Origin of the sequence: Paenibacillus sp. LPE1-1-1.1, from assembly GCF_040676435.1 — a bacterium.
In the GTDB taxonomy this organism is placed as follows: domain Bacteria; phylum Bacillota; class Bacilli; order Paenibacillales; family Paenibacillaceae; genus Pristimantibacillus.
Genome location: NZ_JBEGHY010000048.1, coordinates 25719 through 46115 on the forward strand (window position 1 = coordinate 25719; position 20397 = coordinate 46115).

Genomic DNA, 20397 nt, shown 5'->3' on the forward strand with positions numbered 1-20397 from the left:
GAGTGTACCAGTGCTTCTTATTCGTTGCCGGCCCTTATGAACAACACGTCTTTGGTGTGCGTCTCCGTAAGAGCATGACTTGACCTGCGGATGCCCGGAATCCAGAGCAATCTCCCCGCTGCATCGAACAGTAAAGGATAAAGCTCCCGCTTCAGCGGCGCAATTTTCTCATCAACGAACATATCTTGCACTTTTTTTGAACCATTTAATCCTAAAACCTGAATTCTGTCCCCCGGCCGCCGATTTCGAACGACAAGCGGATACGATAACTCCGAAGCATCGAAGATGGCCTCGTAGCGCGACATCGGTTTGCGGCCCTCTAAAGCCGAAGTACGGACAATCTCGAATGTCCACCCGCATGGCTCCACCACAAGACCGGTTGTCCCCATGCCTACCTCGTACATATAGGCGCCCCTCTCGCTTGACGCAAGCTGCGTCTCGCTGATCCATCGCATCCTATCGTATTCTCGAGCACAGCGAATGCCCGCTCCGGCATCGATTCGCCAGGTTGCAGGGGCATGAGCGGAAGCGGCAAGCCTCATCGTCTCAATCTGCTCGAAGGATATCTTTTCCGTTTCCTTAGAAAGATAACTTAATATTAGTTTAATCAATCTCCTTTGTAAAGCGACGTGGAGACCGTGCAAATCGTTGCAGCTAATCGCGCATTCATTGGGGGATAACGTAACGAGCTGCGCAAATAACGCTTCGGTTTGTTTCTCCATCCACTCGTCCTCCGCCCCCGCTACTTCGGCAAGCCGTTGAAGCGATTGGGACAGCTGCGGATTATGCTTGGACAGATACGGTAAAATATCTAGCCGAATAATATTTCGGAAATAATGGCGTTCCTTGTTGCTGCTGTCCGTGCAATAAGGAATATGATAGTCCTCGCAGTAACGCAGAAGGTCTGACTTGTTCATACGAAGCAGCGGGCGAATAAGTTCCACGTTTTTTTCTCTTCTTTTGCTAAGCATTCCAGCGAGCCCGGTTAAGCCCGTTCCACGGATCAAACGCATAAGGACCGTTTCGGCTTGGTCGTCCGCGTGATGGGCAAGCGCAATCTTCGAGGCGCCGTAGCGCGCCGCAACTTCATGCAGAAAAGCGTAACGCTTCTCGCGGGAAGCAGCCTGACCGTTCATGCGCGTCTCCTCTATATAGGCCGGCATGTCGAGCGTGACCGTCTCGCAAATCACCCTAAGCTGCTCCGCGTAAGCCCGAACGACCATCAGCTCATGCGCGGATTCCTCTACCCGGAACCCGTGGTTCACATGAGCCGCTATAATAGTTAAACGGTTTTCCTTCGATAAAACAGAGAGCATATGTAAAAGCGCCATTGAATCCGGTCCGCCGGATACCGCCACTACGATACAGTCGCCGGCAGACCAAAGCCTGCGCTCCACGGCCGCCTTCCCAAGTTCGTTTCGCAGATTCATAGGTAGTTCCTCACCTTCATTTCCCGTTCCCTGCCCCTGCTGCTACAGCACATTACGCAGCAGCCAATATGCCGATGTTCCGAGCAATACGGCAGACGCAACCGCGAGACCCTTCAGCCACTTTGGCGTCGAAGAGGCTCTGTGCGTATCTCGCCGATGCATTAATAATCGCCATGCCGCAGCCGCATCGCCTGCATCCGTAAATTGCCCGGCAAAAGCCTTCCGCAGCCAGCTTGAAACCGGCTTTAAAGCCGGACTCGATTCGGCTAATTGCATAAGCTCGATTGCAGACCGGTTTTGCGGCAAAAGCTCCGCTATGAGCTGATGCAGGCGCTTTGGTTCATGCAGCTGTATGCAGAGCATGGCAAAGGAAAAAAGATCGTATCTCGGATCGGCCGACCGCGAGCCTTCGTTCCAGTAGCCGCGATCATAGATTTCAGTGAATTGGCGAATGCTCTTGCCCACCGCTGTCACCCCGCCATAATCAACAAGCTCAACATGCCCATAGTCGGCTACCAGCACATTCTCAACCTTCAAATCGCCAAATACCCAGCCTGCTTGATGCAGCTTGTCCAGCTTGCCCAGCAGATTCAAGCCTACCAGCGGAAACCATTCCGTTCCCTGCTGCTTCAAGTACTCATTCACCTTGGCACCAAGCACATAGCGCATAACATAAAAAGGATATTCCTTCCCGTCCGGGCCAAACAAATCATCCACGTCAAAGAGATAGGACTCTTGCACGCGCTGCTTCTGCTTCGCGATAGACTGCAATACATTGATTTCGGATTGAAGATCAAGCGCATCCATTCCAAGCTTCATCGCATACCAGTTGCGGTCGCGCTGTACGAGATATACTTTACCGTTTGCGCCTTCTCCAAGCAACCTCTCCACCCGGTACCGCCCTTGCCTCCACTTTCCGGTCACTACCATGCCCCGGCGAAGATCAACCTTAAACGACGTAGTCACTCATCATCCCATCCGTTTCGTCTCTGCTCTGTCTACCATAAGCGCCCTTGCGATAAAAATCAACAATCTGCATTATCGCAGGGCCGGTTGGTGTCGTTCCACCCATTTGCAGTTTCGGGAAAATGGCATGCACGCCGTTCAGATGACTCGTCCAGTCCAAATCCATCACGCAATCATCGCCATGCCTCGAGCCCGGAAAATGAAAGACCGAAATCTCGCTTTTCCCTTGCCTGGCTTGAAGGCTGAGCATCAAATCACGTATAGCTTCCTCCACCGCCGCAAGCTTCGGCTTCATGCTGGCGCTCGCATCAATGAGCAGCGCTACCTGCAGGCTCGACGTTTCCCCCAGCTCATCAATCACGCGCACCACATCGCCGCGCTTCTCCGGCGGCAGCGCCTCAATCGATCCATTTCCAAGGACATGCTTCAGCTCCTTCTGCACGGCCAGCTGAATTGTCTGCACGACAGTCTTGCGCGTCATCATCTGTACGGTCTGCGACAGCTGGCGCATATTGACCATCCTGCTTAACCCGCCGCCCGCACGCGCAATTTCATCGATTTCCGCAGCGCCCAGCTCTCCTACGTCGCCATGGTCCAATACGCCAACCACATTAACCGAAATGCCATCCGACTGCGCATGCGCGGCAGCAACCACCGGACTGAGCCCGACATTGGAGCAGCCATCCGTAATCAACAATATTTGTTTCATAATCGTTTACCCTCCTCAAGTGTTTGTGTAACAAACACTGCTTCGTAAGCATAGGCTTTGTGTTTGTGTAACAAACACTGCTTCGTAAGCATAGGCTTTGTGTTTGTGTAACAAACACTGCTTCGTAAGCATAGGCTTCGCCCCCAGCCTTCCTATTAGCTTTGCCTTTTTTAAGAGGGTTAAACAGCTAGTCTAGCAAAAAAGATACATAATCACCGTTATGCCTGCTTTCATCTATCCGGTACCTGCGTTATGTAAGAACAACATTCTTATATCATTTTCTGCTCTAGCATTATGTACGCTTTAAAATTTACCGAGCCGTTTCACATCCTCCATAGTGGGTTAATTAGAAATAAATAGAAATTTTTTGTGCTTATAATCAAAAAAGAAGCCCCATGACCGCCAGCTGCAACTCAGCCGACAGACAAAAGGGCTACAGCCTATCCTCCAAGCGATTGAATAAAACGCCAGCTCACCGTTCTGACGTTCATTCTGCATGGCTTTAAAAATAGTATCAGCTCACCGTCCTTGGACGCTCCATACGTGTCACCCCAGGGAAGCGGAACGAAGCCCACTCCGGCAAATGCTTATCAATCCGCGCAACAACCACCGTCATATCGTCAATAATTTCTCCATTATGGTGGCGTACCACCTTCTCAAGCAGCGCGTCCGCCATTTCCTGAGGATCTTCCGTCTCCAACTCATTAATAATACGCTTCATCCAGAGCTCCTTATTAACCGCAAGCCCTGGCGCATCGTAAATGCCGTCGCTCATCATGACAAGGGTGTCGCCCGATTGCATTTGCATAGATACAAAGTCGACGTCGATATCCTGAAGAATGCCGATAGGCAAGTTATTGGCAGTAATTGGAATAACCTCATTTCCTCGTTTAATAAAGCTTGGGGTAGAGCCTATCTTCATAAACGTCGTTTGCGCCGTGTACAAATCCACGATCGCTAAATCGACGGTAGCAAATACTTCATCGGATGAACGCAATAAGAGCACGGAATTTACTGATTTCACTGCCAGCTTCTCATCCATGCCGGATTGAAGCAATTGCTGGAGAATCGATAACGCCGCACTGCTTTCCTGCCGCGCGCGCTCGCCATTCCCCATGCCGTCGCTGATTGCGACCGCAAACTTTCCGTTTCCAAGCTCAACCATGCTAAAGCTGTCCCCTGACAGCAGATCTCCTCCCTTGGCGGCGCCCGCAATTCCGGTCTCTACTCCATATTGCTTCGCCGAGCCAAAAGCTACCAGCGTCGGCTCCCCGCTTCTCGTTGGAGGAAACTCGGATTTTACCGCGATATGCTCACCCAAGATATCGCTTAACAGCGGCGCAATAATTTTCCGGCATTCGTCGTAGCCTTGTCCAAACGAATGATATACCTCTATATCCACATTCCCCTCCTCTAAGCTCACAATATCAATACCCTGTACGGATAACCCCAGTCCTTCCACCGCCTCTCGGATTTGCTCCTCTTGTAAATGCAGCGTCTGCCCCTCCCGTTTAATTTCTTTTGCCAAATCCTCCATGACCTGCGATACGCCTTGCAGTTGATCCGCCACAAGTTGGCGAGAGTCGTATATTTGTTTCTTCCAGTGCATATTATTTTGGTATAGCTCGTATTGCTGGCTCATGTCTACAAGCACCTGCGACGATTTGACGCAATGCGCTGACCAGGCCTTCGGTATTTCCTTGCCAGACGGAACACGTTTCTCCTCCACGACCGTCATCATATCCGTCATCATTTTGTACGTATGAAAGAACTTGTCCTCCCAGCAAGCGTTTTGCCTATGGCAGCTGGAACAGCTGCGCTCAGCAACCGCATTCATAAAGTGACTGATCTCTTCCTCCTTATTTATGGTCGTTACACTGTTATTGAGCTGCCCGAAGCTGCGGGACAGCTGTTGAAACACCTCCGAATATTGGGATACGCGATCCGCCGTCACCTCCCGGACTCTCTTCGCATAGTCATGCTGCGACTTCGCATGCTCATTCGTTCCTGGCACGTACCGGGAGATCGTACGAATCATGCTGCGCGGTGTCAGCATAAGCAGCGTCGCGGCCGCTACCGATTCCCAAGTCGAGCTCATAACATCGGCCTGGCTCCCTACATATATGGATAAAATCGATGTCCCAAGCAACATTCCGAATGCCGCTGCCATTTTGCCGCCGTCACGCAGCAAGCCAGCGAGCAATCCCGCAAAAGCGAGTAAGCTCATTTGAACGACTGCACCAAAGTCAGCCAAGCTTAGAATGAGTCCTGCAACAACACCGACCGAAGCGCCTAACGGTGCGCCGCCTGCTAGCGCAAAGAGCAGCAGCATATAACGAGACATCACATGTTCAGCCGAGAGCCCATAGAACACCCAGCCGACTGCCCCTGTCATGACAGAAGCGAGCAAGATCATCAAACATATAATCTCTTCGTTTTTGAGCGACGCGGATTTTTTGGTCATCGTAAGCACGGGAATCGCTTGAATGAAAACCAAAGTAAGCACAAATCCGAGCGCGGCCTCCACCACAACGAGCATGAAATTGTACCAGCTTAGCTCGTCCCCGATAAACACGCTAAACATCTGTACGAGCAGCGTTGACGCAAATACCAGAATCGGCGCCGACGACAGCTCTGCCCTCTCGTATGCCTCCAGTCCCTTCAGGAACAGGAACAGCACCGCAATCTCCATGGCGATCCACATGGGTGCCGGGTCAGCCGCAAGCCAGCTGCCTGCTACCAGGGATACGGCCACCCAAGGATATATATCCCTTCTCATAAAGTAAATAACGGCAAAATAAGCAATGGCAAACGGCATTAGCGATTCAAGGATAACCGCCCTTCCTAATAAGAAAGCTACACCTACTAGTAAAAATGTCCACTTTTTGGCCAAAATGACCTGAATGAACCGGCGCGCTGCCGCCCATTCCCGCCCTTTCTGCATCATCGTCTGAGCCAATCCAGTCCGTTTAATACCGGGAAGCACAACCGTGTTCTCCTTTTCCATGAGCAGACACCACCATTTCCGAATGTAATGTGTTTTTCATTATAGGAGGTTGTCCGCATGAAGTTTGTCAGTTAACGTAACACGCTCAAAAATTTTTTCCGACAAAAATAAATGGCGCTTTCACCTTTGTCAGTATGCCGTCAAACTTATGCCCCGTATAGGTTTGACGTGCCTCCAGCACAAGCGCAGCGCATATAGCCGACAACAAATTGTGTGCTGAATTTTTTTCATATGATGGCGAATCTACGTTGTAACGTGTCGGGAATGAAGGAGGATGAGAGAAAAGTATTTTTTTTCCAAAAAAGCAAAGCTTATAAACGACAACGACCGTGCCAAAACCTCGCAAATGCAGTCATTCTCCTGTATATACAGACTTTACGTCCTGCTTCGACAGCATTTGGTAAGCGCTTTCTAAAATATTTACCCACAGCCATACCGCAGAACGCAAAAAAAGCAGAACCGGTTAGGTTCTGCTCCATGTATAGGTTTATGACAATCCAGCTTATACCCGCTTGGCACCGCGTCCGCCGCGTTTGCCCTCCGTATTCTTCTTCAAAGAGGAGATGCGCTCTTCGCTGTCTTTCAGGAACCGTGACACTTTATCCTCGAATGACGGTTTACCGTATGCCGGTCTGCCAGACGATTGCTTGTTGAAGGGACGTCCGCCGCCACCGCCGCCGCCACCGCGGTTGAAACGTTCGCCACCACCACCACTACCGCCAGTGCTTCCACCGCCGCCTCCGCTATGACGCTCGCGTTGTTGTGGCGCTGGTTGGCCTTCTGGCCGGTCAATGGCTTGCTTAATGGAAAGCCCGATCTTTCCGTCTTTGTCCACGTTGATCACTTTTACTTTCACGACATCGTCGATTTTCAGGTGATCCTTCACGTCTTTGACGTAATTATCAGCAATTTCCGAAATGTGAACAAGACCCGTGACACCTCCCGACAAGTCGACAAATGCCCCAAAATGCGTAATGCCTGTCACTTTTCCTTCTAACTTAGCGCCCACTTCAATTGCCATAAAATAAAATGTTCCTCCCTAAAAGTTATGCGAAGCAAAACTGAATTCATAAGCATATGCTAAAAGTTTTGCGAAAACGCTATTAACGTGATTATAACCGAACCGTTCAAGTAAGGTCAACAGACGTTCACCCGATTTGAAGCCCTATTTAATCACTGAAAATCTGTTGCGCGCCCTTCTTAACCATGCCCTGCTCTTTCGTTGCTAGCTGTTCGATATATTCTGGGTCGTTTAACCGTTCAATTTGACGTTTGAGCTCTTCGGTTTCTTTGGAAGAAGCATCAATCTGCCCTTGGATTGTAGTTAGCTTTACGCCGGTAGCATCCTTCTGCTGCATTTGGCCGAAGATCGTATACGCCGCCCAACCCATAAATAGCACGATGAACATCATCCAAAGTTTAAACCGGCGTTTTGTGCCAGCATTCCCTGGCCCCTTATTATCAACTGCTGCTGCCATGAGCGGTGTTACCTCCTAAACCATTTGCTCCACAATCGAGCAATTAGTTGTCCCATTTTGCTGAACCTCTCGGCCGCTTGCCATTTGGATAGATAATGAGATAACCAGCGCCCAAGCGGGCGAGTTATTGGTCTTACCATCCAAACAAACAATTTCCAAAATGGACGCACTAATTGTATCACAATTTTTAATATGAAAATAGTGAGCGCGGACCCAAATGCAAAAATAACTAGAACCATTTTGTAGAGTAAAAGCAAAGGCTTCACGATCAGAATGTCCAAGCATCGGAGTACGAAGGAAATTAGCTTTCTCACCGCTCCAATCAGCCATTTTACGGCTGCGATGACCATTCTGCTAAACAAAAAATAATAGATTACGATGCCAATAGCCAGTCCGATAAAAACGTACGCCCGCACCTCGCCGTTGTTGCTGGCGTACAACACCCGAAAGATGACTAGCGCCGCCGCCATCCAGTAGATGACGTCAAGCACGGGAAGCCACCAGCGCGGGAACTTGAGCTCATTCGTCACGACCCGATAGCCGTCGAATACCGTTCCCATGCCGAGGCCCGACAGCAGCATGACTGCCATCGTTAACCACTGCATGCTGAGCGTCACTTAAACAGCTTCCCGAACAGCCCTTTTGATTTTGATGAGGTATTATTGCCGTCCATATAGGCGAGCGAATGGACAAGCCCCTCAATTGCGACCATTCCTTGTTCAAGGCTAAGATGCTTCATATGCAAATTTTGGCCCTTTACCGCCAGGTAGCCAAGCTCTGTCTCGAGTAGAAACTCCTCGCTGTCGAAGCTCTCCACGTTCACGACTCCGGTAAGCTCCAGCAGCTTTCGATTTAGCATTTTGACTTCCTGGCGCTTCTGCTCCTTGCCTTGGTCAACCATAGACTCGTCCTCCGCTTCGTTAACATGTCTAGGCGCAACGGCTATCGCCGGCCTGCGGCGGCGCAGCATACGTTTCGCTATTAATATAAGGGGCGATAAGCGAGAAGCTTCTCCTGCCTTATATTTTAAGACTAGCTTATGGGGCGGGGACGAGATTTAGAACTATTCTGCTTAATCAATAGGTTCCAGGGACCGCTCTTTCATTTCCGTCTTCACCTGTAGAAAAACTAATAGCAGCATGATCGAAATCAGCTGAATGAGCCAATCAAAGCATATATCAAACAGCGCTGCCGTTATCCAGGATTCATTCGCAAGGAAATAGAATAACGCAATCAGAATGGCAAAAAGCACTGCAAACGCAGCGTAACCTCCTAGCGCATACAAAACGAATTTAAAGTAACGCCTGCGCGCCAGCTCCCGGCATACCGTCAGCGGATTGATCCTTGACGTATCCATAACCGAAACAACGACCGGCAGGAGCATGAGCCAAACCGCGAACAACAAGCCTGGAACTACAAACATGACAATTCCGGCGGCAATCACGGCGCCATTCAAAAAGCTGTACACGAGCATACGCGGCCATTTGCGCAAACCCCAAAGAAGGGATGCTCTGATACCGGCACTTTCTCCCGACATCCGGCCAAGAACAAAGTGAATGACCATTGGCGTTATAGCGCTCAGAAACAATAAATAAACCAGGTTATCCATCCGGCTGCCCGATAAAAAGATATCACTGTCCGACGGTTCATAAAAATAGTAATTTTTGATGATCTCGACCGGAACAGCCATTATGGCTACGATGAACAGAATAGGCAGAGCGTTTTTAAAGAAGAGAGCAACCGCATGCTTGAGCAAAGAAAAACCCTTCCGCCGATAATCGGGAACGGAGAGCTGCAGATAGTTCATAGCTTAATCCTCCGAATAAATAAACCAAATTCATGATAATGAAACAGTGGAATTCAAAAAAGATGTTTACTGGCCTGATGCCATGCAAAAAGGCCGCCTACAAGTTTTTATGCTTGTAAGCAGCCTCGTTGTCATTGCTATTTTTCCCAGTCGAGCGTATTCTCGCGCTGGCGTTGTTCTTCTTTCACCAAGGTATACAGCTCTCCGGCTTCATCCTTACGGGTCGTCTCCGCAATTCGCTCAACGCGTACGGTTACGATTTTTTGACCGTATTGGATTTGGAGCTCATCACCGACTTTGACGGCGCTGCTGGCTTTCGCTTCGCGGCCGTTGATCCATACGCGTCCTTGCTCGGAAACATCCTTCGCAACGGTACGGCGTTTGATCAGCCGGGATACCTTAAGAAATTTATCTAATCGCATAAATTATTGGATAGCTTCTTTCAACTTGTTGCCTGCTTTGAATGCAGGAACTTTTGCTTCCGAGATTTCGATTGGAGCGCCTGTTTGCGGGTTGCGGCCCGTGCGTCCAGCACGTTTGCGAGTTTCGAAAGTACCGAAGCCGATCAATTGTACTTTGTCGCCGCCTGCAAGTGCATCTGTTACTTCGCCCAAGAAGCCGTTAAGTACTGCTTCTACGTCACGTTTAGTCAAACCGCTTTTTTCTGCAATGTTGTTGATCAAGTCTGTTTTGTTCATTATAAAATCCTCCTAATTGTTTACCGTTATTTGTGGTCGACGCCGAAAGCGCCGCCGTTGCTTCAAATTCTTACTCTCACGAAGAATACTTATTCTGCCTACTAGCAATTAAATCCTGCCGCTATTTGAAATTTTTTTGCGATTGGTGCGGAATAAAGGCGATTCATGACGAAATGAAAACAATTATTGACGCTTAGCCTCTTCCCACCAACGATCCATTTCTGTTAAATCAGTCTGGTCAAATTGCTTGCCGCTTATACGAAGCTGCTCCTCAATATACGCAAATCTATTGCGAAATTTTTTGTTCGTACGCGAAAGCGCCTCTTCCGGATCGGCATGGATGAAGCGAGAGGCATTGACAACCGCAAACAGCAAATCGCCAAGCTCGGAGGCCTGCTCCTCCTCGGACTGTGAAGCAATTGCTTCGCGAAGCTCTGCGAGCTCCTCTTCAATCTTGTTAAGCACCGGATCAAGCTCGTCCCAATCAAAACCTACCTTGGCTGCTTTTTTCTGAAGTTTATAAGCTTTCATCAGGGCTGGCAGATCAGGCGGAATACCGTCAAGCACCGATGTGCGGCTCACATCAGTCCCTTTCATCCGTTTCTCCTCGGCCTTCATTTGTTCCCAATTGACCAGCGCCTCTTGTGAATTGCTGGCGCCCAGCTCTCCAAATACATGCGGATGGCGGAAAATAAGCTTCTCGTTAAGTGATTGTAACACATCATAGACCGAAAATGCGCCTGTCTCTTCTTCCATTTGGCTGTGAAGCATCACTTGAAGGATAACATCCCCAAATTCTTCCTGCATGCCGTCGGGATCATCGTTGTCGATCGCTTCGAGCGCTTCATACAGCTCCTCGATAAAATTTTTGCGAATCGATTGATGCGTCTGCTCACGATCCCATGGGCAGCCCTCGGGACTGCGGAGGATGGATACAATCTCATGCAAACGCTCGAAGGAGCGATTGCGAAGCGCCGCGTCGTCCGAGCGCGGTACCCAAATGAGCGACAGGTTGCCGTAACCCGGCGTACGGTCAAGCTCATAAAGCGGTACGCGAAGGATCTGCTGCTCGGATTCCACGCCCAGTGCATGTCCGACAACTACTTCGTAATCGTCGGGATATCGCTCCATCAACGCGAGCTTCACATCGGATGCCGTGTAAGTATCGTATACTTGGCCGATTAGCGTATGTAACTGCGGCTGCAAGAGAGAAGGCTGCAGCTCCGCGGCATCAAGCAGCGCAAAACCTTCAATGGGATCAATGCCAAGACTGACGAACGCTTGATCCAGAAAGCTCTCGCCCCCGATAATTTGCAGCGAAATGCCCGCTTCCGGGCACTGCTCGCGCAGCAGCTGAACCGTGCGCTCGGCTACCATCGGGTGGCCGGGCACCGCGTAAACGATAGCCGTGCTCTCGCCGGCAGTCATGCTTTTGGCTTCGGCGACCAATGTATCCGCAATGGCCTTGTACACATCAGGGAATGAATCATGCTGTTCGTATAACGCGTCGAATGACGTATAGGCAATGCTGTTTTCATTCAGCAAAGATAGGGCGGGATGCTGCGCAGTGCGAACAAAAACGCGCTCTGCCGCCTGCAGTCTGCGCCATACGCCCAGCGTCAATTGATCCGGATCGCCTGAGCCGAGCCCGACAACGGTAAGGTGTGGGGTTGCCATCCTTCTTTAGCCTCCTTGGAATGATAGGTTTGATGGTCATGTCGGAGTCGAAGCCGCTTGGAGCCGGCCCATCGCAAAAATAGGATGCCGAGCGCCGAATGACGATTATTTTCTGTACATGCGATACGTTTCATTTCATCATGACAAATATTACTTTATATAACGGCGCCCCGCAACGTCCTCTGCAGGGCTAGCCCTCATCCCGCGCCCGCGGCATAATCCGCCAGCGCTGCAGCCGGGCGGCAAGCACGCCGCCGCCCGGCAACGCGCGCAATTCGCGCGCGCTTAAAGCGCCGCCGCGCAATGCCGCGGCGCCGAAGGCGCAAGCGCCGACGGCTACGCACGTCAGCGCAAGCGCAGCTGCTGCCGCCCGAGGCGGCAGCCCGCCCAGCGCTGCGCCCAGCGCCCGCTCGGCGACAGCAAGCGCCGCGGCCATGACCGCGAGCGCAAGGCCCGTGCCTGCGGCCGCGTTACTGAGCAGCGGCCGGCGTCTTTTCACCCCCGCGCTCCGCCGCTCTTTCCAGCTGCCGGCGAGCGATGCTCCCGCTTCGGCCGCTTTATAGCGGACCGCGATCGTTCCGAGCAACGCAGCCGCCGTTAAGGCCGTAATACCCGCGATTGCCGCGCCTTCAATGCCGTATAAAGGCACCAGAACGGCATTTAATACACCTTTTAGCAGCGCCGCTGCAAGCAGCAGCAGGGCGGGAATTCGCACCGCGCCAAGCCCTTGGAGCACTGGCGCCGTTATGGCATTCACGCTGCCCGCAAGCGCCGTGCAGCCAACGAGCGCAAAAGCATAGGTACCCGCCGAATCCTGGTAAAGCATAATATTAAGCGGCCCGGCCAGCATAGCTAGGCCAATAGCGGCCGCCGCACCGATCGCCCACGCCGCTCTTTCGACAAATGCAAGCTGCACCCGCAGCTGCCCGTATGCTCCCCGCATTCTTGCGAGAGCCAAGCCCGGGACGAGCGCAGCCGCCGCGGCGCCGGCAACCATGACAACCAGCTGCACCAGCGGCTGTGCCCGGCTGTATATTCCGAATAATGCCAAAGAACCGCCTTCCGACGCACCCCCGGCCTGCAATAGCCTCGGAACCATAAAAGCATCCACAACGCCAAGAACGGGAACCACCACCGCCCCAAGGGCAACAGGCAGCGCAATCGCCGCAAGCTTTTTCAACTCTGCCCGCAGCATGCCTGCCTTAGATGAAAGCCGTCCTCTTCTGCGCCCCCGCCATAAATAAAAGGCAAGAACCGCAAGGGACGCGCATGCGCCGAAGGCCGATCCGCTCATGACGCCGGCCGCAACCGTAGATTCCCCCCAGCCGGCAGACCAGCCCAGAGCAAGAACAAAGAGCATGACGGCCACGCGGATCATTTGCTCCGCAACCTGCGATGCAGCCGATAAACCCATTCTTCCAAGCCCCTGCGTATAGCCTCTTAGCGCGGCAACAAACGGGGCCAATAACAGCGCGAACGACACGGAGCGTATGGCGCCCGCAGTCTCGGAATCACCGATCCATCCGGCTGCCCGGTCCGCCCCGGACCACATGAAGCCAAAAGCCGCAATGCCCGTTATGCCAAGCAGCAGCAGCGCTGCGTATAAGGTCCGCCTTACGCCCTCCGGATCATCTCCCTTGCGCAGCCTTTCGGCAATGAGCAGCGATACGGCCGTTGGCAGGCCTGCGGTTGCGAGCACGGCCGCCAGCTGATAGAACGGATATACCGCATTGTATATGCCAAACACGCGGTCTCCCGCCAGGTTTTGCAGCGGGATTTTTTGAAAAACGCCGATAAGCTTAGATAATAATGCCGCGCCTGCCATTAACACGACGCCGTTTGTCATCAGCCGCTTCGAGCTGCGCGCAACCCGAACACGGCTCTCGGCAGGCGAATCCACCGTTTTCACCGTCTCCGCTGAATGGCCTCTTTCCCCCGGCTCACGGTTCATTCCCCACACTCCTGCCTATCCCTTGATTGATATTGGTATCTATTATACCTCACAATCGCAAACGTTGAAAAAGCTTCCCCAATCGAGATTTCTCTCGACCAAAGAAGCTGTCATTTTCCTTTTTCATGCTTTTTCATGCTTTTTCATGCTTTTTCATGCTTTTTCATTCTTTTTCAAGCCTCTGTCTAGCTTTTTTCAAGCATTGCCAGCGCATAACGCTCTTCTACTGCTCCATCTGCTTAGCCAAAAAGCCCGCAGCCGTCTCCGCCATTTTCGTTTCCATATTCGCCATTTTCACGGATTCGTCCTTGCTAAGCAGTACGACCGTACCGATAGGATCGCCGCCCGCGATGATCGGCGCAATAACGAAGGAGCTGTACGTTTCCTGCGTGTCCTTCACGATCTCGAAAGCCCCGCCGTTTGGTTCGGCCTGCGTTTTGCGGTTTTCCATGCAGCTCTCCAGCACGGAGCCCACTTGTTTATCCAACAGTTCTTTCTTAGAGGCACCTGCGACAGCGATTATGGTATCCCGGTCCGTGATCAATGTAATGTGGTTCGTGCCCTCAAATAGGGACTCTGCATATTCTTTCGCAAAGTCGCCAAGCTCGCCGATAGGAGAATATTTCTTCAAAATAACTTCGCCATCACGGTCTACAAATATTTCTAGAGGGTCACCCTCGCGAATACGCAGTGTACGGCGGATCTCCTTCGGAATCACCACACGCCCGAGATCATCGATGCGACGTACAATTCCAGTTGCTTTCATTTCTTGTTGCCCCGCTTTCCTAGAGGATTTTGAATCGACTGGATTTTTGCAGCTTGTTTATAACGAAGAAGAAACTTCCTTCAAGAGATTTTGAATCTGACCATAGTATTCATCCGCTCCCAAATTCTTATGCACGGATTACAGTTCCAGCCAAACGTTCCATCTCTTTTTGAAAAGGCCGCCGAATCGTTCACTAAGCCTCCGCGTTTCCGCTTCCTTATTATCCTTTTTCAGCATTCCCCATTTCTCCCTTATGCTTGCATGCGGCGAAGATTCATTTCCATCCTCGCTTCCCGTTCAGCGTTTTGGCCCTTTAAACAGAAAACATCCTGCCGCTCCGGTAAGAGCTGCAGGATGTCTAAAAAACATGGCGATTACAATGATGCCGAGCACCCTTAGAAAACGTTGTTGTTTCATCATCATTATCCCTCCTCTATTTCATTGCTAAGGATTCCGCCAAGCAGAAATCGCCTGTATGGCGTTAGTGCTTAAGAAGCTGTGCCAGCTCCCGTTTCAAGGAAAGAAAGTCAGGATGCTCGCGAACCTCCGGCGTGCGTCCTTCCGGAAGCTCTACGCGGAATTCCTTCAAAATCCGTCCAGGGCCCGCTCCCATAACGACAATCCGCTGCGATAAGAAAATTGCCTCGTCAATATCATGCGTAATGAAGAGAACCGTTGTCTTTTCCTTCTCCCATACCTCCAGCAGCATCTCCTGCATTTCCAGCTTCGTCTGTGCGTCAAGCGCGCCGAACGGCTCATCCATTAAGAGCACCTTCGGCCGGTTAGCCAGTGCACGCGCGATGGCAACCCTTTGCTTCATGCCGCCCGAGAGCTGCTTCGGGTAAGCTTTATCGAAGGATTCAAGCCGAATGACTTTCAAAAAGTAGTTCGAAATTTTCCGGCGCTCCAAAATAGGCACGCCCTTAAGCTTCAGCCCGTATTCAATATTCTCGCGTACGGTTAACCACGGAAACAGCGTATAGCCTTGAAACACCATGCCCCGGTCAGCCCCCGGCCCGATAATATCCTCCCCGTCTACCTGGAGCGATCCGCCGCTAGGCTCATCCAGACCTGCCACCATGCGAAGCAGCGTCGACTTGCCGCAGCCGGAAGGCCCCACGATTGTAAGGAATTCATTTTGGCCGATGGTCAGGTCAATGCCCTGAAGCGCCTCAAACCGGCTTTTTTTCGACTCGTATACCTTCTGTAATCCCTCAATTTTTATCGTTCCGTTTGTCGATTCAGCGGCCAGCATAGGATCACTCCCAACGTTTTTTTAAAATATGAAAAGCCCGGGAGAGAATCTCCCAGGCTTTTATCCTTCCGTGTTATACAGCCCGGGAGTCAGCAAGACATCCGCGTTCCATACGCCATCTCTCGGACCAGACCTTAAACGCATTGGCCCGCTCGCTCATTGCGAGGCGCGGCAAACGGTTCAAACGGAACCCTAGACGGCTTTTTGCTCTCACGGTGAACTGCTTGTGAAAGCCAATATTCATTTGTGATGAAACCTAACGTTAATTCGTAGTATAGTGCGAAACGTCCGTGTCTGTCAATTGTTATGTTAGGTTTTATTACATCAAATCCATTCATAACGCTTAAATAGCAAAAAAGCGGCCATCAACTAAAGCCGACAACCGCCTGCAACTATTTACGCCATTGGAATAATGCTATTCCTGTTCTTTGTTAGGCCGTTTCAGCCTGCCTGCCTTGCCCAGCGCTTCTCTCAGCAAAAATTCAATGTGCCCATTGACGCTCCGAAATTCATCTGCTGCCCATTGTTCAAGCGCACGATGAAGATCAGGATCCAATCGAAGCGGAAATGCTTTCTTTTCTTTTGCCATATTAATCAGCCTCTAGCCGTACAGCGTTCCTGTATTAATAACAGGAGTAGCGGCACGATCGGACACGATCGATACCATTAAATTGTTCACCATCGCCGCCCGGCGCTCATCGTCTAGGCTGATCCCGTTTTCTTCAAGCTGGCGAAGCGCCATATCCACCATGCCAACCGCGCCCTCCACGATTTTCGAGCGCGCGGCCACGATTGCAATCGCCTGCTGTCGCTGAAGCATCGCACTGGCAATTTCCTGCGCATAGGCCAAATGCGTCAGACGCGTCTCAAGCACCTTAACCCCCGCAACCGCTAGACGGTTCTGCAGCTCGCGGTTAAGCTCGGCCGCTACCTCATCCGCATTTCCCCTTAGCGATACAGCCGCATCATCTGAAAAGGTATCGTACGGATATTGCGCCGCAATATGTCTGACCGCTGTCTCGCTCTGTATTTCAACAAACCGCTCATAGTTATCGACATCATAGCTTGCTCTTGCCGTATCCATGACCTTAAACACAACAACCGCCCCAATTTCGATGGGATTCCCTTCGGCATCATTTACCTTCAGCGTTTGGCTGTTAAAATTGCGAACTTTCAGCGAAATGTTCGTTTTGTTCGTTAGCGGCAGCACCATCCAAAGGCCGCTCTCAAGCACGGAGCCCATATACGTTCCGAAAAACGTGACAACCTTCGCCTCATTAGGCTGTACGATCATAAGAGAGGACATACAGATTGCGGCTAAAAGCACTAAAAAGATGCCCGCGCCGATCCCAAACGGCGACACACTGTCTTTGGATGCCTCGTAAATGATCAAAAACGCGCCGCCGGCAGCCGCCGCCAAAGAAAATAACAGCGCTAAATACCCGCTTACGTACCAAGCCTTCTTTTCGTTCATTGCATTCCGCCCCTTCGCCTGCAGTTATTTATATTATTATGATATAAAAATGATATCACTTTTTACAATAATAAGCAATTGCAGTTTTACCCAATGAATATAAAAATAATGGATGGAGGAAAACCTCGTAAGATATAGAATTCCAAATCTAAGACATTTCCCGTTATATTGACCCTGACACTGATGTCAGCGTTTATACTCATCCTAGACCATTCCATTTATCCGGAGGCTTGCTATGAAAATCGGTGAATTATCGCATTTGACGGGTGTTAGCGTCCGTTCCTTGCGTCATTACGAGAAAAAAGGCTTGATCGCTTCCGTGCGTCTCCCTAACGGCTACCGCGACTACTCCCCGCTCACAACCGAGACAGTGGACACCATAAAGTTCTATTTGAATCTCGGCTTAACCACGGAACAAATCGCGGCATTCCTCACCTGCGTGCTCAAGAACAAAGAGGCATTCTGCGCCGAGGTTTTACCGGTTTACCGCAAGAAATTAGCCGACATTGAACATCAGCTCAAGCAATTGGATCAAATTAAAACGAATTTAATCGATCGGATCAACTCCCTCCAGCAGGAGGAGCAGGTCAAGAACGAATAGAACGATTTAAATACCGGTACAGCAAAAAAAAGCGCCTTCTCTTAGGGGCGCTTTTGCATCAGCAACAACTGCTTTGCTACACGGTCAAATATTTACGGATCACTTCATCGTCAAGCGACTCTAAGCCACCCTCCCACGCAATGGCACCCTTCTCCAGCACATAGAAATAATCGCCAACGCTCTTCACAAAATCAAGGCTCTGCTCCACCAGCAGGATTGCGGTCTTGCCTTCAGCTTTAATCGAACGAATAACATCGCGTATATCGTCTACGATAGAGGGCTGTATACCTTCGCAAGGCTCATCCAGCAGCAGCACCTCCGGCTTGGAAGCAAGCGCCCTTGCGAATGCAAGCTGCTGCTGCTGTCCGCCGCTCAGATCGCCTCCCCGGCGCGTATACATGGTCGGCAGCACAGGAAATTTCGCAATCGCTTCCTCCGGCACAGAAGAAACCTTCACCCGCGAGGCTTCTAGACCAAGCAGCAAATTCTCATAAACCGAGAGCTGCGCAAATATTTCGCGTCCCTGCGGCACATAGCCAATCCCGCTCTTTGCCCGCAGCCCAGGCGCCTTCTTGGTCAAATCCGAGCCATTGTAAGATACAGAACCTTCGCGCGCCTTCAGCAGTCCCATAATGCTTTTCATCAGCGTTGTCTTGCCTACGCCGTTACGTCCCAGCAGGCAGACTACCTGCCCCTGCTTCACCTTCAGAGAAACATCCCGCAATATGATACTTTCGCCATAACCGGCTTCAAGCTGTTGAACGGCTAACATCGGCATCCCGCCTTTTCCCCAAATACACTTCCGCTACGCGGTCATCCCGCTGAATCTCATCCATCGAACCTTCCTTCAGCAATTTCCCTTCATGCATGACCGTGACCTTGCTTGCAAAATTTCGAACAAACTCCATATCATGCTCCACGACAACGATTGAACGCTTGAGGGCAATCTGATGAAGCAGCTCGCCCGTCTTATCCGTTTCTTTATCCGTCATCCCCGCGACCGGTTCATCCAGCAGCAATATTTCAGGCTCTTGCAGCAGCATCATGCCGATCTCCAGCCACTGCTTCTCGCCGTGCGACAAACCGCCTGCCCGCCATTCCGCTTTCTTTTGCAAGCCGATCATGGTAAGCTGCGCATCGATTTTCGCACGCTCCTCCTCCGCCATCTTGGCGAAAAGAGTAGCAAAAACGCTGCGTTTCTGTCGCATCGCAATCTCTAAATTCTCAGCCACCGTCATGGACGGGAAAATGGAAGGCGCCTGGAACTTGCGTCCAATGCCCAGCTCCGCTATTTGATGCTCCTTCTTTTTCGTTATATCGATCCTGCCGAAGGTCACGCGCCCCCCGGTCGGCCTTACTTTTCCGCAAATCACATCCAGAATCGTCGTTTTGCCCGCTCCGTTCGGACCAATAAGAAACCGAAGCTCACCCTTCTCCAGCCTCAGGTTCATCCCTTGCACCGCCTTAAAGCCGTCGAACTCAACCGTCACGTCATCACACAGCAGGATTGCGGACTCCTTCATGGTTCGGCTCCCTCCTCTTTTTGCGTAATTTCAATTGGCTAACCAAACCCGCCACACCTTTCGGCATGAAGACAACGACGACGACAAACAGCAAGCCCATGAAGAAAAGCCAGCCCTGCGGATACGCCGTGCTGAACTCGCTTTTTGCCCAGTTCATCAAAATGGCGCCTAGCGCCGCTCCGACAAGCGTCCCGCGTCCGCCAATGGCTACCCAGAGAACCATCTCGATCGACGGCACGATACCCAGCATCGAAGGTGAGATAATGCCGACATGGAGCACAAACAGCATACCTGCAACACCTGCGATGCCCGCCGAAATCGTAAACACGACCATTTGATAGATAGCCGGGTTATAGCCGATAAAGCGCACTCGGTTTTCCCCGTCACGAATGGCGCGCAGCACCTTGCCAAAGCGGCTGCCGATCACATACCGGCAAAATACGAAAATTGCTATGAGAGCGACAACCGTGATGTAATACAAAGCGCGTTTTGTTTCCGGAGCGCCTATCGCGTGTCCGAGCACGGTCGAGTAGCCCGTAATTCCGTTCGTTCCACCCGTGAAGGCTTGTTGACCGATCAGAAGCGTTGTCGTGATAATGACGAGCGCCTGCGTCAGAATCGTAAAATAAACGCCGCGAATCCGGTTGCGGAAGGTGAAATAACCAAGCACCAGCGCAAGCAGCGCGGGTATCGCAATCCCCATCGCCGCCGCGAACCAAAAGTTTTGGAACGGCTGCCAAAATAGGGGCAGCTCCTTCAAGCCGCTCCAACCCATAAAATCAGGCGGCTTCCCTCCGCTGGCTTCCAGCTTCAAATACATGGCCATGGCATAGGCGCCGAGTCCAAAGAAAATCCCGTGCCCTAAGCTTAATATGCCGGTATAGCCCCATATAAGATCAAGCCCCAGCGCCACGATGGCAAAGGCTAGAAATTTCGCGAGCAAATTAAGCCGAAAATCGCTTACGAAAAGCGGAGCAGAGAATAACGCCGCGGCCGCGACCGCGTAGCCGATTAATATCCAAATACGCTGTGGCGTGAATTTTTGCAATCGCATG

The 20397-nt window shown here is 51.3% G+C and carries 22 protein-coding genes and 1 riboswitch; of the genes, 1 reads left to right on the top strand and 21 read right to left on the bottom strand.

Translation table 11 applies throughout. From position 1 onward, the window contains the following. Positions 1–17: 17 nt before the first annotated feature. The 18 genes from tilS to MRBLPE1_RS32920 all read right to left on the bottom strand — a co-directional run bounded on the left by tilS (position 18) and on the right by MRBLPE1_RS32920 (position 17218). Complete coding sequence (gene tilS, locus MRBLPE1_RS32835) at positions 18–1430, bottom strand: tRNA lysidine(34) synthetase TilS (RefSeq protein WP_364154697.1); 1413 nt, start codon at positions 1428–1430, stop codon at positions 18–20. A 42-nt stretch (positions 1431–1472) separates the two neighbouring features. Further along, positions 1473–2396, bottom strand: coding sequence for a protein kinase domain-containing protein (locus tag MRBLPE1_RS32840; protein WP_364154700.1), 924 nt, complete (start codon positions 2394–2396; stop codon positions 1473–1475). Further along, positions 2380–3105: a VWA domain-containing protein gene (locus MRBLPE1_RS32845; RefSeq protein ID WP_364154703.1), complete on the bottom strand. Its 726-nt coding sequence runs from the start codon at positions 3103–3105 to the stop codon at positions 2380–2382. Before MRBLPE1_RS32845 ends, MRBLPE1_RS32840 begins: the two co-directional genes overlap by 17 nt. Positions 3106–3619: 514 nt before the next feature. After that, entirely contained in the window at positions 3620–6112 is a 2493-nt protein-coding gene (gene spoIIE, locus MRBLPE1_RS32850; protein WP_364154705.1) for a stage II sporulation protein E, read from the bottom strand. A gap of 502 nt (positions 6113–6614) precedes the next feature. Next, positions 6615–7133, bottom strand: coding sequence for a S1 domain-containing RNA-binding protein (locus MRBLPE1_RS32855; protein WP_053373356.1), 519 nt, complete (start codon positions 7131–7133; stop codon positions 6615–6617). A 148-nt stretch (positions 7134–7281) separates the two neighbouring features. Then, positions 7282–7590, bottom strand: coding sequence for an FtsB family cell division protein (locus MRBLPE1_RS32860; protein ID WP_364154708.1), 309 nt, complete (start codon positions 7588–7590; stop codon positions 7282–7284). 8 nt (positions 7591–7598) lie between these two features. Further along, entirely contained in the window at positions 7599–8207 is a 609-nt protein-coding gene (gene yabQ, locus MRBLPE1_RS32865) for a spore cortex biosynthesis protein YabQ (protein WP_364154711.1), read from the bottom strand. Beyond that, positions 8204–8491, bottom strand: a complete 288-nt coding sequence (yabP, locus tag MRBLPE1_RS32870) for a sporulation protein YabP (protein ID WP_364154714.1) — start codon at positions 8489–8491, stop codon at positions 8204–8206. Before yabP ends, yabQ begins: the two co-directional genes overlap by 4 nt. Positions 8492–8662: 171 nt before the next feature. Beyond that, positions 8663–9397, bottom strand: a complete 735-nt coding sequence (locus tag MRBLPE1_RS32875) for a hypothetical protein (protein WP_364154717.1) — start codon at positions 9395–9397, stop codon at positions 8663–8665. A gap of 137 nt (positions 9398–9534) precedes the next feature. Further along, positions 9535–9819: an RNA-binding S4 domain-containing protein gene (locus MRBLPE1_RS32880; RefSeq protein ID WP_364154720.1), complete on the bottom strand. Its 285-nt coding sequence runs from the start codon at positions 9817–9819 to the stop codon at positions 9535–9537. Positions 9820–9822: 3 nt separating this feature from the next. After that, positions 9823–10095: an HU family DNA-binding protein gene (locus MRBLPE1_RS32885; RefSeq protein ID WP_053373361.1), complete on the bottom strand. Its 273-nt coding sequence runs from the start codon at positions 10093–10095 to the stop codon at positions 9823–9825. Positions 10096–10278: 183 nt separating this feature from the next. Continuing rightward, positions 10279–11772: a nucleoside triphosphate pyrophosphohydrolase gene (gene mazG / locus MRBLPE1_RS32890; RefSeq protein ID WP_364154724.1), complete on the bottom strand. Its 1494-nt coding sequence runs from the start codon at positions 11770–11772 to the stop codon at positions 10279–10281. A gap of 190 nt (positions 11773–11962) precedes the next feature. After that, the gene (locus MRBLPE1_RS32895; protein ID WP_364154727.1) at positions 11963–13723 is read right to left on the bottom strand and encodes a polysaccharide biosynthesis protein; all 1761 of its coding nucleotides are present in this window, start codon (positions 13721–13723) and stop codon (positions 11963–11965) included. Between the two features lie 223 nt (positions 13724–13946). Beyond that, positions 13947–14489 carry a stage V sporulation protein T gene (gene spoVT, locus MRBLPE1_RS32900; protein ID WP_364154730.1) on the bottom strand — a complete coding sequence of 181 codons (543 nt, stop codon included), beginning with the start codon at positions 14487–14489 and terminating at the stop codon, positions 13947–13949. 297 nt (positions 14490–14786) lie between these two features. Further along, entirely contained in the window at positions 14787–14909 is a 123-nt protein-coding gene (locus MRBLPE1_RS32905; protein WP_364154733.1) for a hypothetical protein, read from the bottom strand. Positions 14910–14970: 61 nt separating this feature from the next. Next, positions 14971–15744, bottom strand: a complete 774-nt coding sequence (locus MRBLPE1_RS32910) for an ABC transporter ATP-binding protein (RefSeq protein WP_364154736.1) — start codon at positions 15742–15744, stop codon at positions 14971–14973. Positions 15745–15791: 47 nt separating this feature from the next. Further along, positions 15792–15951, bottom strand: a riboswitch (guanidine-I (ykkC/yxkD leader). A 208-nt stretch (positions 15952–16159) separates the two neighbouring features. Further along, on the bottom strand, positions 16160–16333 hold the full coding sequence (locus MRBLPE1_RS32915) for a toxin-antitoxin system HicB family antitoxin (RefSeq protein ID WP_364154743.1): 174 nt from the start codon (positions 16331–16333) through the stop codon (positions 16160–16162). A 12-nt stretch (positions 16334–16345) separates the two neighbouring features. Then, on the bottom strand, positions 16346–17218 hold the full coding sequence (locus MRBLPE1_RS32920; RefSeq protein WP_364154746.1) for an SPFH domain-containing protein: 873 nt from the start codon (positions 17216–17218) through the stop codon (positions 16346–16348). 235 nt (positions 17219–17453) lie between these two features. Here MRBLPE1_RS32920 and MRBLPE1_RS32925 point away from each other — a divergent pair, with 235 nt between their 5' ends. After that, a complete protein-coding gene (locus MRBLPE1_RS32925) occupies positions 17454–17819 on the top strand; it encodes a MerR family transcriptional regulator (RefSeq protein ID WP_364154749.1) in 366 nt (121 codons plus the stop codon). Between the two features lie 76 nt (positions 17820–17895). Here the strand turns inward: MRBLPE1_RS32925 and urtE are convergent, their stop codons facing one another. Genes urtE through urtC form a run of 3 tightly spaced genes read right to left on the bottom strand, consistent with a single transcriptional unit; the run spans position 17896 to position 20396 of the window. Continuing rightward, the gene (urtE, locus tag MRBLPE1_RS32930) at positions 17896–18591 is read right to left on the bottom strand and encodes an urea ABC transporter ATP-binding subunit UrtE (protein WP_364154752.1); all 696 of its coding nucleotides are present in this window, start codon (positions 18589–18591) and stop codon (positions 17896–17898) included. Next, positions 18569–19342 carry an urea ABC transporter ATP-binding protein UrtD gene (urtD, locus tag MRBLPE1_RS32935; RefSeq protein ID WP_364154754.1) on the bottom strand — a complete coding sequence of 258 codons (774 nt, stop codon included), beginning with the start codon at positions 19340–19342 and terminating at the stop codon, positions 18569–18571. Before urtD ends, urtE begins: the two co-directional genes overlap by 23 nt. Continuing rightward, complete coding sequence (gene urtC / locus MRBLPE1_RS32940) at positions 19314–20396, bottom strand: urea ABC transporter permease subunit UrtC (protein ID WP_364154757.1); 1083 nt, start codon at positions 20394–20396, stop codon at positions 19314–19316. Before urtC ends, urtD begins: the two co-directional genes overlap by 29 nt. Position 20397 lies beyond the last annotated feature (1 nt).

What these genes read in the sequence shown, in the direction of transcription:
- MRBLPE1_RS32885 (WP_053373361.1), bottom strand. Translation starts at nt 10,095, where the DNA reads ATGAACAAAACAGACTTGATCAACAACATTGCAGAAAAAAGCGGTTTG.
- urtE (WP_364154752.1), bottom strand. Translation starts at nt 18,591, where the DNA reads ATGTTAGCCGTTCAACAGCTTGAAGCCGGTTATGGCGAAAGTATCATA.
- MRBLPE1_RS32895 (WP_364154727.1), bottom strand. Translation starts at nt 13,723, where the DNA reads ATGAACCGTGAGCCGGGGGAAAGAGGCCATTCAGCGGAGACGGTGAAA.
- urtC (WP_364154757.1), bottom strand. Translation starts at nt 20,396, where the DNA reads ATGCGATTGCAAAAATTCACGCCACAGCGTATTTGGATATTAATCGGC.
- spoVT (WP_364154730.1), bottom strand. Translation starts at nt 14,489, where the DNA reads ATGAAAGCAACTGGAATTGTACGTCGCATCGATGATCTCGGGCGTGTG.
- MRBLPE1_RS32845 (WP_364154703.1), bottom strand. Translation starts at nt 3,105, where the DNA reads ATGAAACAAATATTGTTGATTACGGATGGCTGCTCCAATGTCGGGCTC.
- MRBLPE1_RS32875 (WP_364154717.1), bottom strand. Translation starts at nt 9,397, where the DNA reads ATGAACTATCTGCAGCTCTCCGTTCCCGATTATCGGCGGAAGGGTTTT.
- spoIIE (WP_364154705.1), bottom strand. Translation starts at nt 6,112, where the DNA reads ATGGAAAAGGAGAACACGGTTGTGCTTCCCGGTATTAAACGGACTGGA.
- mazG (WP_364154724.1), bottom strand. Translation starts at nt 11,772, where the DNA reads ATGGCAACCCCACACCTTACCGTTGTCGGGCTCGGCTCAGGCGATCCG.
- urtD (WP_364154754.1), bottom strand. Translation starts at nt 19,342, where the DNA reads ATGAAGGAGTCCGCAATCCTGCTGTGTGATGACGTGACGGTTGAGTTC.
- MRBLPE1_RS32860 (WP_364154708.1), bottom strand. Translation starts at nt 7,590, where the DNA reads ATGGCAGCAGCAGTTGATAATAAGGGGCCAGGGAATGCTGGCACAAAA.
- MRBLPE1_RS32920 (WP_364154746.1), bottom strand. Translation starts at nt 17,218, where the DNA reads ATGAACGAAAAGAAGGCTTGGTACGTAAGCGGGTATTTAGCGCTGTTA.
- MRBLPE1_RS32910 (WP_364154736.1), bottom strand. Translation starts at nt 15,744, where the DNA reads ATGCTGGCCGCTGAATCGACAAACGGAACGATAAAAATTGAGGGATTA.
- MRBLPE1_RS32905 (WP_364154733.1), bottom strand. Translation starts at nt 14,909, where the DNA reads ATGATGAAACAACAACGTTTTCTAAGGGTGCTCGGCATCATTGTAATC.
- MRBLPE1_RS32925 (WP_364154749.1), top strand. Translation starts at nt 17,454, where the DNA reads ATGAAAATCGGTGAATTATCGCATTTGACGGGTGTTAGCGTCCGTTCC.
- MRBLPE1_RS32880 (WP_364154720.1), bottom strand. Translation starts at nt 9,819, where the DNA reads ATGCGATTAGATAAATTTCTTAAGGTATCCCGGCTGATCAAACGCCGT.
- tilS (WP_364154697.1), bottom strand. Translation starts at nt 1,430, where the DNA reads ATGAATCTGCGAAACGAACTTGGGAAGGCGGCCGTGGAGCGCAGGCTT.
- MRBLPE1_RS32855 (WP_053373356.1), bottom strand. Translation starts at nt 7,133, where the DNA reads ATGGCAATTGAAGTGGGCGCTAAGTTAGAAGGAAAAGTGACAGGCATT.
- yabP (WP_364154714.1), bottom strand. Translation starts at nt 8,491, where the DNA reads ATGGTTGACCAAGGCAAGGAGCAGAAGCGCCAGGAAGTCAAAATGCTA.
- MRBLPE1_RS32915 (WP_364154743.1), bottom strand. Translation starts at nt 16,333, where the DNA reads ATGGCAAAAGAAAAGAAAGCATTTCCGCTTCGATTGGATCCTGATCTT.